Source organism: Rhodococcus sp. IEGM 27 (genome assembly GCF_033142305.1).
GTDB classification, from domain to species: Bacteria; Actinomycetota; Actinomycetes; order Mycobacteriales; family Mycobacteriaceae; genus Rhodococcus_F; species Rhodococcus_F oxybenzonivorans.
The window spans coordinates 805326-819369 of the sequence record NZ_JAWLSG010000002.1; the positions used below are offsets into that span (position 1 = coordinate 805326).

Sequence of the window (14044 nt, forward strand, 5' to 3'; positions counted from 1 at the left end):
CGAACCGGTCGGGAGGAGTCGCGTGGCCACATCGGAATACCGTTTCTCGAAGGCGGCGCTACCACACCTGCGACCGGGCCCTTTCGTCGGCAGTCTGATCGTCTTTGCCACTGCAGCGCCCGAGCTTTGCGAGGTCTGACAGGAATCTCCTGACAGACCTTCCCATCACGGATTGGCGTCCGGGGCAGCGAGCGCCGACAACCGCACCCAGCGATGCGCGGGCGCTGTTGCGTAACTTCTCACCAGAACCGGATCCCGATGTACACCACCTCCTACGACCCGGCCGACGAGGCCGAGTCACCCACCGTGATCTCACCGGTCACCCCGATCGCCCCCCGACGGCTCCGCACCGACACTGTCTCTTGGGGACCGCTGCACGGCATGCCCCCGCGCGCACGCAAGCGCCTGCTGCCGATTCCGCCGGGCGAGCCGGCGAAACCGCTGGTACTGCACGATTCGTGGGCGATCGTGGGCGCAGCCGCGGTAGTCGCGTCGGCGGTGGTGGCCGCGTCGGTGTGGGTCTCCACGCATATCGACGTCGACCCAGTCCTCCACACTGCGGCGTTGTTCGTCCACCTCGCATCGCTCGTGCTGGGGTTCGGCGGGGTCCTGATCGCCGACTATCTGGTGCTGGTGTGGATTTCTGGCCGATCCACGCTCGCCGAAGCCATCCGGGGCGCGGAACGACTGCACCTGCCGATCTGGGTCGGTCTCGCCGGTCTCATCGGCAGCGGAGCGTTCCTCGAACCGAACCTGAACTCTGCGCTCACCCAGACGAAAGTCGTCCTGGTGTTGGTGCTGACCGTCAACGGCCTGCAGGCGCTGATTCTGAGTCGCCGCATTGCGCACAGCAACGCCCCGCACCTACCCCCGCAGCTGACCGTGTGGGGCGCGGCGACGGCGATGATTTCGCAGGTCTGCTGGTGGGGCGCCGTCTGGATCGGTTTCTGGAACGCCGAACACTGATCCCACTCTCACTGATCCCACTCTCACTGATCAGCACCTCCACTGATCAGCCCCACTTACCGCTCGATTGCTCTTTCCGCTCACCCCCTTGTAAGAAAGGCACCACTTGATGACCACGTCCTCCTTCCGTAGCGGGGTGGTTTGCGCCGCACTGCTCGTCACGGCGATAGCCTCGGCGACTGCCTGCGCTCCGGCGCAATCAGCGGACGTGGCGGCACAATCCGGACACGAAAACCGGTACACCACGGCGACGTTGGCTGCGAATGCCGACTCGCACGGTGCGCCCCTCGTGCTCGATGACATGGTCAACGCGTGGGGTCTCGCGATCCGCCCCCAGGGCGCCGGCGGGCACTTCTGGGTCGGCGCCGGCGGCGCCTCGTTCGAGTTCGTGGGTGATGTGACAGCCTCACCCGTCCCGGCGCTGCGCACGTTGCATCAAGACGAATTGCGGAAGGTCACCGTCCCCGGCGCAGACTCCGACACCTCCGACGCCGGTGGCGGGAAGACCACCGGTGTCGTGTTCAATCCCGCGCCCTCGACCTCTGACAGCTTCGTCGTCTCTGGCCAGCCCGTCGAGGTGGACGGCCACCAGCAGATGTTGGCGGGGTCGTCACGGTTTCTGTTCGCGACCGATTCCGGTCGTCTCTCGGCTTGGACCGAGCAGGGCGCCGACGGCCGGATCGTTCGGCACGACGGACCCGCGCTGGAAATGTTCAACGGCGAGCCGCAGGGCATGAACTTCTTCGGTCTGGCCCTCGCCCCGGGCCGCGACGACACCCTGTGGGCGGCCGATTTCGGGGTCGACCCGCAGATCCGGCAGTTCGACAAGACTTGGCATCCGGTCGTGACCGAAGGGTTCGCGAATCCTTTCGCCACGGGAGAGCTGATCGACCCAGCCGACCCGGGCCGGGGAAGGCATGCACGCCCCGGCGATCCGGCGCCGTTCAACATCGTTGCTCTCGGTGACCGCGTTTTCGTCACCTATGCAGTGACCAAGTCCGCCGAGGGATCGCCCGACGCAACAGAATTCGATGCGGGCGAGGAAGATTCGCTCGACGCTGAGCAAGAAGCCGCGTCCGGTGACCGGCCCGATCGGGGCAAGGTCGCCGAGTTCGATGCGGCCGGCACCCTCGTGCGTGTTCTCGACGACGGTGGGCGCCTCAATGCGCCGTGGGGAATCGCCCTCGCACCCGCCGACTTCGGTGATCTCGGCGGCACGATTCTCGTCGGCAACTTCGGCGGTGCCGGCCACATCGCCGCCTTCGACGATGCCACCGGTGCGTTCGTCGACTACGTCCGCGACGAGGCCGGTACGGTTCTCGGCATCGAGGGGCTGTGGGGGTTGCTGTTCGGAAACGGTGAGAGTCTCGGCGACAGCGACTCGCTGTACTACACGGCCGGACCGGCGGACGAGCGGGACGGTATCTTCGGCCGCCTGCGCGCTGCGAACTGAACGGTCTGGACCATGACACGAGGCCTCGGACTGAGCATCGGGTCTGCACGGGCTATCGCAGTGAGCCTGAGCGAAGACGGCACGTCGACGGTGTCGCGTCGCTCCACCTTGACGTTCGGTATCCAGTCGACGGTGCGACTGGGTGACGATCCTGGCGAGGGGGTGGTAGTGGAGTTCGCGCACCGCCCCGGCGAGGTGCTCGTTGCAGGAGACGGCTACCGCTACACGGGGGAGGATCTGATTGCCGCCGCCGCCTACTGCCTCGTGGCCGAGGCGAATCCGCCGGAGGACGTCCCCATTGTGCTCACCACTGCGGCGGCGCACCCTCGAAGCGCCAGGAACACGATTCGAACAGCGTTGGACCGTGCCGGGCTGGGCCGAGTCGGACTGGTCGCCGAACCCGTCGCCGCCGTTGCGTGCCTCGAGTTCGAACGCGGCCCACTCGGTGACGGTCTCGCCCTTGTCTGCAACGTCGACGCCGGCAGCCTGGACCTCACCGTCGTGGCGATCGGCACGGCGTGGAGGTCCGACCCCATCGTCGGGCGTCCGCTGCGGTTCGACGAGCATTGTGCGACACCACCCGTCACCAATGACCAAATTCCGACCCTAGAACTCGTCGCCGACTGTCTATCCATGGCCGAAGTGACCTGCGACGACCTCGACGTCATCGTCGTGTCCGGCGAGTCGGCCGCCGATCCCACAGTGATGCAGTCACTTTCGCAGTTCGGTAGGCCGATCCTCTCCTGTCCCGAGCCTGGCAGCATGGCCGCTCGGGGGGCGGCCGCTCTCGCAGCGGCGTCGTCCATGGACGATGTTCCCGCAGCGACGAGCCTCCGGAACCCGTGGCCCCGGCGGGTAGCGATCGCCTCGGTCGCAGCTGCCGTCGTGCTCGCTATGCCGTTGTTCACCCGGGGATCGGAACCAGATCCGGTCATCACCACCGCGACCAGTGGCGCACCCGGTCTCGGCGTACGGTTGGTCGAGCAGAGTGCACGACCGCACGTGCCGCCCCGGCGCATGACCCGCGACGCACCATCCCCTCCTGCCGCAGTGGAGGAATCCGTGCTGCCGGAACAGGGATTCGCGGCGGTCGTCCCGATCATCGTCCGCGCACCGGTCGCGGTAGTCCCCGCCGCCCTTGCTGCCTCTGCAGACACCCACCACCCTGACTCCGACAGCACGACCAGCACCACGGCGGCGGCACCGCCGAGACCGCCAGCGCCTGAATCATCGTTCGGCCCGAAGCCGGCACCGCATCCAGAGCAGCCGGTCGACCCCGATCCGACCACGCAACAGCCCGAACCCGATCCGACCGCAGCACCGGAAACACCGGAACCCAGCCCCACCGACGAGAGCGAACCGGATGCCGCGACCGCGGCACCGTCGACCCCCTGACACCCACTCGGCGTATGCGAGAAGGCGGAGGCATAGGGCTGCTCCGGGCGGACGCCGCCGCTCGATATTGCGGTGAACCCCGATCGCCGCTCAGAATTGGAAGTGCCAGGAATTCTGCTTCACCTATGGTTCCCTGCGTTTGCCAGGGCGAAGGTCCGTCGCATCGCGGGTGCCGCCACAACGACGTGGGAGGACAATGATGTCCGGTCTCATCCGTAAGAGTCTCGATTCACCCGAGGAAACCCGCCCCTTCGAGGATGACAAGGGCAAACTCGAACTCGTCAACGTCCCTTCCGGCGCTGTGGGTAGGGCCACCTTCCAGCCCGGCTGGCAGTGGTCCAAGCACGTCAAACCGATAGCAAAGACAGACAGCTGTCAAGCGGCTCACATGGGTTATGTCATCTCGGGTCGCATGAAGATCGTCATGGACGACGGCGAGGACATGGAGTTCGGCCCCGGCGATCTCATGGTCTGCCCGCCAGGTCACGACGCGTGGATCCTCGGCGATGAGCCCTGCGTGTTCATCGACTGGACCGGCGTCGCCGATTACGCCAAGCGGTAGCCGACAGCGCCGCTTGTCCGTGATGACGGTCCTCAGGGAAGGCGGGTACACGTAGGCGGCGACATCGCCGACGTCATCGGCTGAGAGGGCCCGCCAGTGGACGACGCGTGCGCCGGGCGTACGCCGAACCGGGTCGGGGGAGCCGGCCGCATCGTTCTCCGCGCCGACCTGCTACCTTGAACGTCGTTCAAGTTCAGCTGGAGGAGTCGTCATGACGGATGTCGGAAGTACTCGGGTGTCGAGGCTGGGTATTTCAGCGCGCGACATGGCGCAGATCGCGGTGTTCGCCGCGCTGATCGCGGCTCTGGGACTGCCCGGCGCCATCACGGTCGGCTTCAGCGGAGTGCCGATCACACTGCAGACACTCGGTGTCATCCTCGCCGGCGCGGTGCTCGGCGCGCGCAAGGGCACAGCCGCCGTCGCGGTCTTCATCGCACTGACCCTGATCGGCCTGCCCCTGCTCTCCGGTGGCCGCACCGGACTGACCGCACTCGCGGGCCCCAGCGCCGGATACCTCGTCGGCTGGATTCCCGCGACGCTGGTTATCGGCCTGCTCACCGCCCGGATCCTTCCGAAGTATCCGATCGCGCTCGGCCTTCTGATCAACGCCCTCGGTGGGATCGTCGTCATCTACGTCTTCGGCACCGTCGGACTCCTGCTCCGCACCGATCTGGGTGTCGGCGCCGCGATCACCACCAACTTCGCCTTCGTCCCCGGTGACCTGCTCAAGGTCGTCGTCGCGACCGTGGTCGCCAAGAGCGTGCATCGCGCATACCCCGGCCTCATCCGTACGTGAGTTTTGAACTCGGCGGCTCCGGCGATCAGCCAGCTCTCGACTTCCAGGACCGCACCTACACCTACGCCGAACTCGACGGTGCCATCGACCGATGGATCCTCGAGCACGGCCCGGGTACGCCTGCCTACGACGCGTCGACGCTGCCGGTCCCGGATGCGCTGATCTGCGTGTGCGCGGCGGCGCGGCAGGGGAGTGCGGTGATCGTCGAGGACCCCGAGGCGCGTCCGGACCGCTCGGTTATTCCACCGTCCGCTTTTCTGCTGGTCGCGACGTCCGGGTCCACCGGCAGGCCGCGTCCGCTCGCGCGCACCGCGGCATCCTGGTTTGACAGCTTTCCGGCGTTTACCGCGATCACCGGCATCGACGCGACCGACCATGTGCTGATCACCGGCCCGTTGCACGCCACGATGCACCTGTTCGGCGCAGTGCACGCACTATGGCGAGGTGCGTGCGTCACCGACGACCCGTCCCGGGCGACGGTGGTGCACGCTGTCCCCGCCGTCCTGCGGGACGTGGTCCGGAAGGCGCCGAAACTCCGCACGGCGATCGTCGCCGGCACCGCCCTGGACGACGGCGCCCGCGCGGTGGCGGACGGCATCGACATCGTCGAGTACTACGGCGCCGCGGAACTGTCCCTTGTTGCGGCGCGCCGGGTGCCCGAACCTCTCCGGCTGCTGGACGGCGTCGACGCCGACATCCGCGACGGTCTGCTGTATGTCCGGTCGCCGTACAGCGTGATCGGAGTCCCGGAGTGGTTCGGCGTCGGTGATCTGGCCGAACTCGGCGACAACGGTGAGCTGACAGTGCGCGGCCGGGGCGAATCCGCGATCAACGTCGGCGGCACCACGGTGGTCGCCGAGGATGTCGAGCGCATCCTCGAGACGCTCGACGGTGTCGCCGCGGCCGCCGTCGTCGGATCGCCGCATTCGGTGCTCGGCGAGACCGTCACCGCCGTGGTGGAACTCGACGGCACCGCGGAGATCGGGGAGATCCGTTCCCGCGCGCGCCGCACGCTGACGAAGGAAGCGCTACCCCGCCGCTGGGTGCCGATCGAGTCGATGCCGCGGACCGCCAGTGGCAAGGTCGCCCGAGGTCGAGTGAGAGACTGGCTGGCATGAGCTCTGTCCCTGTTCTGGTGGCGCCGCGTCGGACGCCGATCGGCAATGCCGGGCACGGGTTCGCCGATCTGACCACCACGGACCTGGCGGCCCCGGTGCTCCGCGAGGTTCTGGCGGCGCTGCGGGCGTCGGGCATCGATGCCGAGGTCGACGATGTCGTCCTCGGCAACTGCCTCGGGCCGGGCGGTGACCCGGCGCGGGTCGCGGTGCTGCAGGCGGGGATGGGTGTGGAAGTTCCCGGAGTTACCGTCGACCGGCAATGCGGTTCCGGCCTCGACGCGGTGATGCAGGCAGCGCTCCGTGTGCGCAGCGGCGCCGACGAGCTGATCCTGGCGGGAGGCGTCGAATCGGCGAGCACGGCGCCGTGGCGGTTCTGGCCGCCGGTGTCGGGCGCCGATCCGGTGCGCTACACCCGTGCTCCCTTTGCGCCGCACGGCTTTCCCGACCCCGACATGGGCGTCGCTGCCGACGATCTCGCGCGGATTCGCGGCATCAGCCGTGAACGGCAGGACGCGTACGCGGCGCGTTCCCACACGCTTGCGGCCGCCGCCGACTTCTCCGCGGAAATCGTCCCGATCGGTGACATCGTGCGGGACCAGCGTATTCGCGCAGGCATGACCGAGACCAGGCTCGCGCGGCTGCGCCCCAGTTTCAGTCCCGGCGGAACGGCCACGGCGGGCAACTCCTGCGGCATCTCGGACGGCGCCGCCGTGCTGGCGGTGACGACCGAGTCCCTGGCCGCCGGACTGCCTGCCCTGCGAATCCTCGGATCCGCCGTCGCGGGATCGGACCCGGCGCTGCCCGGACTCGGACCGGTTCCCGCGATCCGCAAACTCCTGAAGAGAATCGGATATGATGTGGCGGATCTGGGCATCGTCGAGATCACCGAGGCCTTCGCATCGGTGGTGCTGGCGGTGTCGGACGAACTCGGCCTGGACGAGTCGGTGATCTGCCCTCAGGGCGGCGCCATCGCCATGGGACATCCGTGGGGCGCGTCAGGTGCGATCCTGTTGGTGCGCTTGGCAAGTCAGATGCTGCGCGAGGACGGACCCGCGCTCGGGCTCGCGGCCTGCGCCATCGGCGGCGGGCAGGGCATCGCGATGCTCGTGGAGCGTGTGTCGTGAGTGAGATCGTCTTCGATTCGGTGACCCACGCCTTCGGGGACCGCCCGGTGCTGCGCGGCGTCGACCTGCGTTTCTCCGAGCGCCGGGTCGGCATCATCGGTTCCAACGGTTCCGGCAAGTCGACGCTGGCACGGATGATCAACGGGTTGCTGAAGCCCACCTCCGGCACCGTCACGGTCGACGGTGTCGACGCCGCCAAAAAGGGCGCCCAGGTGCGCCGCAAGGTCGGGTTCGTGTTCACCGACCCCGACACTCAGATCGTCATGCCCACGGTGTCCGAGGACTTGGCGTTCTCGCTGCGCCGCTCCGGTCTGAGCAAACAGGAGATCGCCGGCCGCGTCGAGGAAATCCTGGTGCGGTTCCGGCTCGACCAGCACGCCGACCACCCCGCGCACCTGCTCTCCGGGGGTCAGAAGCAGCTGCTCGCCATCGGCGCCGTCCTCATCCGCAGGCCCGAGGTGGTCATCGCCGACGAGCCGACGACGCTGCTGGATCTGCGGAACGCGCGCGTCGTCTCCGAAGCACTCGATTCGATGGACCAGCAGGTGATCGTCGTGACCCACCAACTGGCGCTGCTGGAGAGTTTCGAACGGGTCATCGTCATCGACGACGGTCTCGTCGCATTCGACGGCAGCCCGGACGACGCCGTCCCCGCGTATCGGCAGTTGGTCGAATGATCGGTCTGTACCGCCCGGGCGACTCACTCCTGCACAGGATGCCCGCAGGGCTGAAACTGCTGCTGTTGATCGCGTCGATCGTCACGGCCACAGTGTTCGTGCGCACCCCGCTCGAGGTCGGCGTCGTCGTCCTGGTGGTGGGTTTGCTGTTCGCGGTGGCCTCCATTCCGTGGCGGGTCGCCGTGGCGCAGTTGCGTCCGGTGGTGTGGATGTTGGTGATCATTGCCATCTTTCAGGTGCTGATCACGTCGCCCGCGCGGGCGGTCGTCGTGTGCGGGGTGCTGCTGATCTCGGTGGCGCTCGCCGCGTTGGTCACGCTCACCACCCGGGTCACAGATATGCTCGACACGGTGTCGCGCGCACTCGGGCCGTTGCGGAGGTTCGGGGTCGACCCGGACCGGATCGGGCTCCTGCTCGCGTTGGCGATCCGGTGTATCCCGCTGCTGACGGGGATCGTGCAGGAGGTGGCGCAGGCGCGGAAGGCACGCGGGTTGCAATGGTCGATGACAGCGCTGGCCACACCGGTTCTGGTGCGTGCACTCCGGACCGCGGATGCGATGGGCGACGCCCTCGTCGCACGGGGAGTCGACGATGACTGAACTGCTCGCCGAGCGTGTCGCCAGGCGGGCAGCCGAGAACCCGGAGACGACAGCGGTCGTGTCCGCACGCGAGACCGTCGACTACGGTCGGTTCTGGTCGCGGGTCACGCGCACCGCCGCCGGGCTCGACGGCATGAACCGGGTGGCGGTGCTGCCGACGTCGGATGTGGGGTCGCTAGTTGCAGTGACGGCGGCGATGCACGCGGGAGTCAGCGTCGTGCTGTTGCACCGACACCTCCTGCCCGCGCAGCTGACGCGGGTGCTCGAGCTTTCGAAACCCGGTGCCGTGGTGGCCGCGTCGCACCAGCACGCCAGGTTGCGGAGACTGGGATTCGACGGGACCGTCGAGACGGCGGAGAGCCTCGAATCCGACGGCGCCGCGGACCGGGCGCGTCCCGACACCGAACTGCTGGTCGGCATCACGTCCGGCACCACCGGTGAGCCGAAGCTGTTCGTGCGCAACCAGCGATCGTGGGCCACCACCCTCGACCGCTCGGACGCGACCTTCGACATCGGTCGCGGGGATCGTGTGGCGGTGCCCGGAGTCCTCGACCACACCCATTTCCTGTACGGCGCGCTGCACGGGCTCACTCGCGGGGCGACGGTGGATCTGCGACCGGTCGCGCACTCGCTGCGCGACGCGGCGACACATCTGTATTCGGTACCCACCATCGCCTGGGATGTAGTGCGGTCGGGGATCGGCCCTGTCGGCAGTGTCCGTGAGGTGCTGTCGTCGGCGGCCCGGTGGCCGCGCACCGGGCGTCAGGCATTGCAGGAGGTGCTGCCCAACGCATCGCTCGTGCACTTCTACGGCGCCTCCGAACTGAGCTTCGTATCGTTCGACCGGGGTCTCGGCGCCTCCGACGAGCATGCGGCAGGCGAACTGTTCGACGGCGTCGACGCCGAAATTCGCGAGGGCCTCGTTCACGTGCGCAGCGACATGCTGTTCGACGGCTACCTCACCGAAGACGGCGTGGTGAACGGCCCCGCCGACGGGTGGATGACGGTGGGGGACCGAGGCCGGGTGGCGGGCAACAGCCTGCAGTTGTTCGGCCGGGACAGCGACACGGTGATCCGGGCGGGACTCAATGTGGAACCCGCGGCGATCGAGGCGGCGTTGACCGCGCTTCCCGGGATCTCGGAGGCTGCGTGCATCGGAGTACCGGACAGCCGGATGGGCGAGGCGCCGGCCGCCGCGATCGTGGTGGACGGCAACGGGCCGAGTTCCACCGAGATCTGGCGGCATCTGCGCGCCACGTTACCCAGCCCCAGCATGCCGGTTCAGGTTCTCGCGGTCGACAGTTTGCCGCGCACACCGCGCGGCAAGCTCGATCGGCGGGCGCTCGCCGCCACCCTGGCGGCCTCTCGGAACCGGAATCCCGCGTAGCCGTTCAGATTTCAAGGTTCAACAGGTGGTAGCCCAGCGTCTTGCCGTGTCCGGCGAGCGCCGGTGAGCCCGTGACCCCGCGGCCGAGGACGCCGGGCAACTCGAACACCATCGCCATGAGGTTTCGGCTGACAGGTGCGCCGGGCCGGTCCGGTGACCAGCTCACCGTAGTGGGCGGCGACGACGTCCTCGGGTGTGGGCAGTGGTGTCCGTGTCGAGTCCGCGGAAAGCAGCACCGGCGCCGATGTATTCGACGGAGACGGAGCCCTCGGCGAAACCGTGTACCTCGACGAGACGTTCGGTGACGATGTCCGCGGCAAGCTGGGCACGGGGGTAGGCGCGTGGTCCCGCATAACTGAGCCGTTAATCGCGTTCGGACCCGAGAGCAGCATCGCGGCGCCCGTCCGCCGGGCCGTCGAGGACGCACGCATCGAACTGGGACCTGTCATGCAGGCGCAGAACATCGGCGCGGTAGCGGGATTGGCGGCGGCCGGGCTCGGCGTCACAGCCGTACCCGAACTCGTACTTCCCATGATCTCGTTCGCCGGTCTCGTCCACATACCGCTGCAGCCGACGGTCGAACGCACCATTTCACTCGTCCAGGTCGCCGGTCGACCCCAAACAGCGAGTTCCCGCAGTTTCGTGACCATGCTTCTCGCCGACGTATGACCTGACTCGACGTCCGGCATCCGCACCGGCTGTACACATGAGAACGGCAAGGAGTAGTTCACTCCTTGCCACTTCCAACATATAACGCACAGGGGGCCTTGTGGCAAGACCCGGGTAGTGCTGCAGAATCTCCGGTCGAAGCCGCGACCTGCGGAAATCGTGAAGGGTGTGCACTTGTGTGCACGAGCGGAGCGGCCGGCTTCGAAACCACTGTGGCGAAATGGGGGAGTGTCATGTTCGACGTCATCATTGTCGGGGGCGGCCCGACCGGGTTGATGCTGGCCTGCGAGTTGCGGCTGCAGGGCGTACACGTGCTCGTGCTGGAGAAGGAGGAGGAGCCGACCAGAGATGTTCGGTCGCTCGGCCTGCATGTGCGCAGCATCGAGGTGATGGATCAGCGCGGTCTGCTGGAACGGTTTCTCGCGCACGGCAAGCAGTATCCGCTCAGCGGCTTCTTCGCCGGCATCACCAAGCCGCAACCCGACCGGCTCGACACCGCACATCCGTATGTCCTGGGCATCCCGCAGCCCGTCACCGAACGCCTGCTGACCGAACACGCCACGGAACTCGGCACCCCGATCCGCCGCGGCAGCGAACTGGTCGGGCTGAGCCAGGACGAGCACCGGGTGACCATCGAGCTGGCCGACGGTACGCAGATGCGCTCGCGCTACCTCGTCGGCTGCGACGGCGGCCGCAGCACGGTGCGCAAGCTGCTCGGGGTCGGCTTCCCCGGCGAGCCTACGAGGGTCGAGTCGCTGCTGGGCGAAATGGAGGTCACCGCTCCGCCGGAGGCACTGGACGCCGTGGTCGCCGAGGTCCGCAAGACCCACAAGAATTTCGGCGCCGGTCCCACCGGGGACGGGGTGTACCGCGTCGTCGTGCCCGCCGAGGGGGTGGCCGAAGACCGGACGGTCCCGCCGACCCTCGAGGAATTCAAGCAACAGCTCCGCGTGTTCGCCGGCACCGACTTCGGTGTGCATTCACCGCGGTGGCTGTCCCGCTTCGGTGATGCCACCCGGCTGGCCGAACGCTATCGGGTCGGCCGGGTACTGCTGGCCGGCGACGCGGCGCACGTCCACCCACCGCTGGGCGGGCAGGGTCTCAACCTCGGCGTCCAGGACGCGTTCAATCTGGGTTGGAAGCTGGCCGCCGAGGTGGGCGGCTGGGCTCCGCAGGGGCTGCTGGACAGCTACCAGAGCGAGCGGCACTCGGTAGCCGCCGACGTGCTGAACAACACCCGCGTGCAGTCGGAACTGATGTCCACCGAGCCGGGTCCGCGGGCCGTTCACAGGTTGCTGTCGGAACTGATGGACATCGACGACGTGAACCGGTACCTGACCGAGAAGGTCACCGCGATCGGGGTTCGCTACGACTTCGGCGAGGGGCACCCACTGCTCGGCCGGCGGTTGCGGGACATTCAGCTGACGCGGGGGCGCCTCTACGCGCTCATGCACGGCGGCCGCGGACTCCTCCTCGACCAGACGGGCCGGCTCTCGGTGGCCGGCTGGGCCGACCGGGTCGACCACGTCGTCGATGTCAGCGAGGAACTCGACGTGCCCGCCGTGCTGCTGCGGCCGGACGGCCACGTGGCGTGGGCAGGCGATGATGAGCAGGAGCTGCTCAGTCAGTTGCCCCAGTGGTTCGGCGCTGCCGCCGGCTGAGTGCCGAATTCCTCGCGTCCGACACGCCCGTTCGAGTCAGGTTGTGAGCGCTTCGGCGGGCACACGTCGCGCAGTCGTGCACAATGGCGACGTCCGAATAGTGGATGCGAGCAGGGGGTGTCGACGATGTGGGAGTTGCCGATCGAAGGTGGGATTCCGTGGTTGGTATGGATCCTCGACCTACTGGTCAACGGTTCCTGACCAACCGAAAAGTCCGGTGGTCGTCGGGTCGTCAGCCGGAGCGGTCGGCGTTCGCCAGTATCGCGTCGTGAACGTAGTGCGCGAACCCGGGTGCCATCTCGTTCCAGTGCGCGGCCGCCGCCGGGTCGGAAAGGTAGAGCGCGGCCACGTCCCGGTGCTGTCGGTGGGTGCAGTCGAAGAACCACCGTGCGATGTGGGCACGGTGGTTTTCGGCCGCCTGCATCGCGACTGCGCCGGTGGCCGGCTCACCCGCGGCTATTGCGTCGACGAATTCCTGGATGTTGGCATCTGCGTCTGCCTTGATCGCCACCCAGTCGTCCTTGGTGTAGGCGACGACTCGCCACGGTAGTTCCTGGTTCCGATTCGACTCGGCCCACCGCTGCTCGGCCTCGCGCAGTCGTTCACCGAAACTGTCGGTGCTGAAGATGGCGAGCTGCTCTTCCGGGGACAGTGCCACCCCCATGTGGCGAGCGCGCATTTCCTTTCCGATGGCGTCGAGCAATTCCTCGGTGCGTGCCTGACGCTGCCGCAGGAGACGGTGCTGTCGGCGGAGGTGATCGTCGACGCGGGCGTGGGGCTCGGCCAACATGTCGGCGATCTCGTCGAGCCCGAACTGCAGCTCTCGATAGAAGAGTATGTGCCGCAAACGCTGCACGTCGTCGGGGGAGTACACGCGGTGGTTGGCCGCGCTGCGCCCGTGCGGCTTCAGCAGGCCGATGCTGTCGTAATGATGGAGGGTACGGACGGAAATGCCCGACAGCGCCGCCAGTTGCCCGACTGTGTACCCGTCCATCTCGCGATCATCCATCGTCGCGGCGCGGCGGGGGCGAACTCGGAGGGAAGACGGCGTTCATCGTGCGCTTCGCCGTGAGTGTCGCGCCCTCGCTCGGCCGTGCGCGAGGGCAAGTAACCCTGGCACGGAGTGCGCCGTCGCCACTCCCGGGTTCAGGATCGATACCCACGATTGGGCTGCGTAGTTCGGGTGGGGGAGCAGTCGGTCCGGTGCGCTGTAATCGATGCCGCTGCTGCGCTGCGCATGTTCGGCCGGTGAGAAGCCGAGTAGTTCGCGGAAGCGGTCCCGGCCGACCGAGACATTGAGACGAAATATGCCCTGCCGGTTCAAGTTCGAGGAGGTGTCCCACCCCTCGACGTCGTTCGTCACGATGGTGGCGAACGGGAAACGCTGCTCCGCCGGCGGGTCGTCATCAGGATTGTATGAGAAGAAGGTGTCTCCCCAGGAACTCCGTGGAGCGCCGCCCTCTTCACTGGCCGTCACCACCGTGACCCCAGGCAGTTCGAGAGCCACCGCAATGATGTGTTCCTGCGTGAGAGCTGATGTTTCCGGGTCGTTCGCGGTCATGCAGGCAACCGTAAAACCTCACGCTACGCCAGGTGCAACATCTCGGGACCGCTCACGGTGCGCGGCTCGGCGCAGT

At 67.6% G+C, this 14044-nt stretch carries 15 protein-coding genes and 1 pseudogene; 12 read left to right on the plus strand and 4 right to left on the minus strand.

Translation table 11 applies throughout. The features are described 5' to 3' along the window. Nucleotides 1–258: 258 nt before the first annotated feature. The 10 genes from R4P95_RS10155 to R4P95_RS10200 all read left to right on the plus strand — a co-directional run bounded on the left by R4P95_RS10155 (nucleotide 259) and on the right by R4P95_RS10200 (nucleotide 10077). Entirely contained in the window at nucleotides 259–966 is a 708-nt protein-coding gene (locus R4P95_RS10155) for a hypothetical protein (RefSeq protein ID WP_317744965.1), read from the plus strand. 109 nt (nucleotides 967–1075) lie between these two features. Beyond that, complete coding sequence (locus R4P95_RS10160; RefSeq protein ID WP_317744964.1) at nucleotides 1076–2419, plus strand: TIGR03118 family protein; 1344 nt, start codon at nucleotides 1076–1078, stop codon at nucleotides 2417–2419. Nucleotides 2420–2431: 12 nt separating this feature from the next. Next, nucleotides 2432–3814, plus strand: coding sequence for a hypothetical protein (locus R4P95_RS10165; protein WP_317744963.1), 1383 nt, complete (start codon nucleotides 2432–2434; stop codon nucleotides 3812–3814). A 199-nt stretch (nucleotides 3815–4013) separates the two neighbouring features. Then, complete coding sequence (locus tag R4P95_RS10170; protein WP_109335112.1) at nucleotides 4014–4376, plus strand: cupin domain-containing protein; 363 nt, start codon at nucleotides 4014–4016, stop codon at nucleotides 4374–4376. 211 nt (nucleotides 4377–4587) lie between these two features. Then, on the plus strand, nucleotides 4588–5172 hold the full coding sequence (locus tag R4P95_RS10175; protein ID WP_213572035.1) for a biotin transporter BioY: 585 nt from the start codon (nucleotides 4588–4590) through the stop codon (nucleotides 5170–5172). Then, complete coding sequence (locus R4P95_RS10180; protein ID WP_317744961.1) at nucleotides 5169–6290, plus strand: AMP-binding enzyme; 1122 nt, start codon at nucleotides 5169–5171, stop codon at nucleotides 6288–6290. The genes R4P95_RS10175 and R4P95_RS10180 overlap by 4 nt, the downstream gene beginning before the upstream one ends. Further along, nucleotides 6287–7414, plus strand: coding sequence for a thiolase family protein (locus R4P95_RS10185; protein ID WP_317744959.1), 1128 nt, complete (start codon nucleotides 6287–6289; stop codon nucleotides 7412–7414). Before R4P95_RS10180 ends, R4P95_RS10185 begins: the two co-directional genes overlap by 4 nt. Then, nucleotides 7411–8091, plus strand: coding sequence for an energy-coupling factor ABC transporter ATP-binding protein (locus tag R4P95_RS10190; protein ID WP_109330116.1), 681 nt, complete (start codon nucleotides 7411–7413; stop codon nucleotides 8089–8091). Before R4P95_RS10185 ends, R4P95_RS10190 begins: the two co-directional genes overlap by 4 nt. Then, nucleotides 8088–8690, plus strand: a complete 603-nt coding sequence (locus R4P95_RS10195; RefSeq protein WP_317744957.1) for an energy-coupling factor transporter transmembrane protein EcfT — start codon at nucleotides 8088–8090, stop codon at nucleotides 8688–8690. Before R4P95_RS10190 ends, R4P95_RS10195 begins: the two co-directional genes overlap by 4 nt. Beyond that, on the plus strand, nucleotides 8683–10077 hold the full coding sequence (locus tag R4P95_RS10200) for an AMP-binding protein (RefSeq protein WP_317744955.1): 1395 nt from the start codon (nucleotides 8683–8685) through the stop codon (nucleotides 10075–10077). The genes R4P95_RS10195 and R4P95_RS10200 overlap by 8 nt, the downstream gene beginning before the upstream one ends. A 4-nt stretch (nucleotides 10078–10081) precedes the next feature. Here R4P95_RS10200 and R4P95_RS10205 read toward each other — a convergent pair whose 3' ends face one another. Both R4P95_RS10205 and R4P95_RS10210 read right to left on the minus strand, forming a co-directional pair. Then, nucleotides 10082–10243 (minus strand): hypothetical protein, encoded by a 162-nt coding sequence (locus tag R4P95_RS10205; RefSeq protein ID WP_249353736.1) that lies wholly within the window; start codon nucleotides 10241–10243, stop codon nucleotides 10082–10084. Nucleotides 10244–10275: 32 nt separating this feature from the next. Then, nucleotides 10276–10440: pseudogene (locus R4P95_RS10210) on the minus strand (ABC transporter substrate-binding protein); the annotation flags it as partial. 27 nt (nucleotides 10441–10467) lie between these two features. Here R4P95_RS10210 and R4P95_RS10215 point away from each other — a divergent pair. Both R4P95_RS10215 and rox read left to right on the plus strand, forming a co-directional pair. Then, the gene (locus R4P95_RS10215) at nucleotides 10468–10746 is read left to right on the plus strand and encodes a LysR substrate-binding domain-containing protein (RefSeq protein WP_317769430.1); all 279 of its coding nucleotides are present in this window, start codon (nucleotides 10468–10470) and stop codon (nucleotides 10744–10746) included. Nucleotides 10747–10979: 233 nt separating this feature from the next. Next, on the plus strand, nucleotides 10980–12407 hold the full coding sequence (rox, locus tag R4P95_RS10220) for a rifampin monooxygenase (protein WP_317744954.1): 1428 nt from the start codon (nucleotides 10980–10982) through the stop codon (nucleotides 12405–12407). A gap of 232 nt (nucleotides 12408–12639) precedes the next feature. Here the strand turns inward: rox and R4P95_RS10225 are convergent, their stop codons facing one another. Both R4P95_RS10225 and R4P95_RS10230 read right to left on the minus strand, forming a co-directional pair. Then, complete coding sequence (locus tag R4P95_RS10225) at nucleotides 12640–13401, minus strand: MerR family transcriptional regulator (RefSeq protein WP_317744952.1); 762 nt, start codon at nucleotides 13399–13401, stop codon at nucleotides 12640–12642. Nucleotides 13402–13458: 57 nt separating this feature from the next. After that, nucleotides 13459–13968 carry a DUF6194 family protein gene (locus tag R4P95_RS10230; RefSeq protein WP_317744950.1) on the minus strand — a complete coding sequence of 170 codons (510 nt, stop codon included), beginning with the start codon at nucleotides 13966–13968 and terminating at the stop codon, nucleotides 13459–13461. Nucleotides 13969–14044 lie beyond the last annotated feature (76 nt).

What these genes read in the sequence shown, in the direction of transcription:
- R4P95_RS10195 (WP_317744957.1), top strand. Translation starts at nt 8,088, where the DNA reads ATGATCGGTCTGTACCGCCCGGGCGACTCACTCCTGCACAGGATGCCC.
- R4P95_RS10165 (WP_317744963.1), top strand. Translation starts at nt 2,432, where the DNA reads ATGACACGAGGCCTCGGACTGAGCATCGGGTCTGCACGGGCTATCGCA.
- R4P95_RS10170 (WP_109335112.1), top strand. Translation starts at nt 4,014, where the DNA reads ATGTCCGGTCTCATCCGTAAGAGTCTCGATTCACCCGAGGAAACCCGC.
- R4P95_RS10230 (WP_317744950.1), bottom strand. Translation starts at nt 13,968, where the DNA reads ATGACCGCGAACGACCCGGAAACATCAGCTCTCACGCAGGAACACATC.
- R4P95_RS10225 (WP_317744952.1), bottom strand. Translation starts at nt 13,401, where the DNA reads ATGGACGGGTACACAGTCGGGCAACTGGCGGCGCTGTCGGGCATTTCC.
- R4P95_RS10160 (WP_317744964.1), top strand. Translation starts at nt 1,076, where the DNA reads ATGACCACGTCCTCCTTCCGTAGCGGGGTGGTTTGCGCCGCACTGCTC.
- R4P95_RS10185 (WP_317744959.1), top strand. Translation starts at nt 6,287, where the DNA reads ATGAGCTCTGTCCCTGTTCTGGTGGCGCCGCGTCGGACGCCGATCGGC.
- R4P95_RS10175 (WP_213572035.1), top strand. Translation starts at nt 4,588, where the DNA reads ATGACGGATGTCGGAAGTACTCGGGTGTCGAGGCTGGGTATTTCAGCG.
- R4P95_RS10155 (WP_317744965.1), top strand. Translation starts at nt 259, where the DNA reads ATGTACACCACCTCCTACGACCCGGCCGACGAGGCCGAGTCACCCACC.
- rox (WP_317744954.1), top strand. Translation starts at nt 10,980, where the DNA reads ATGTTCGACGTCATCATTGTCGGGGGCGGCCCGACCGGGTTGATGCTG.
- R4P95_RS10200 (WP_317744955.1), top strand. Translation starts at nt 8,683, where the DNA reads ATGACTGAACTGCTCGCCGAGCGTGTCGCCAGGCGGGCAGCCGAGAAC.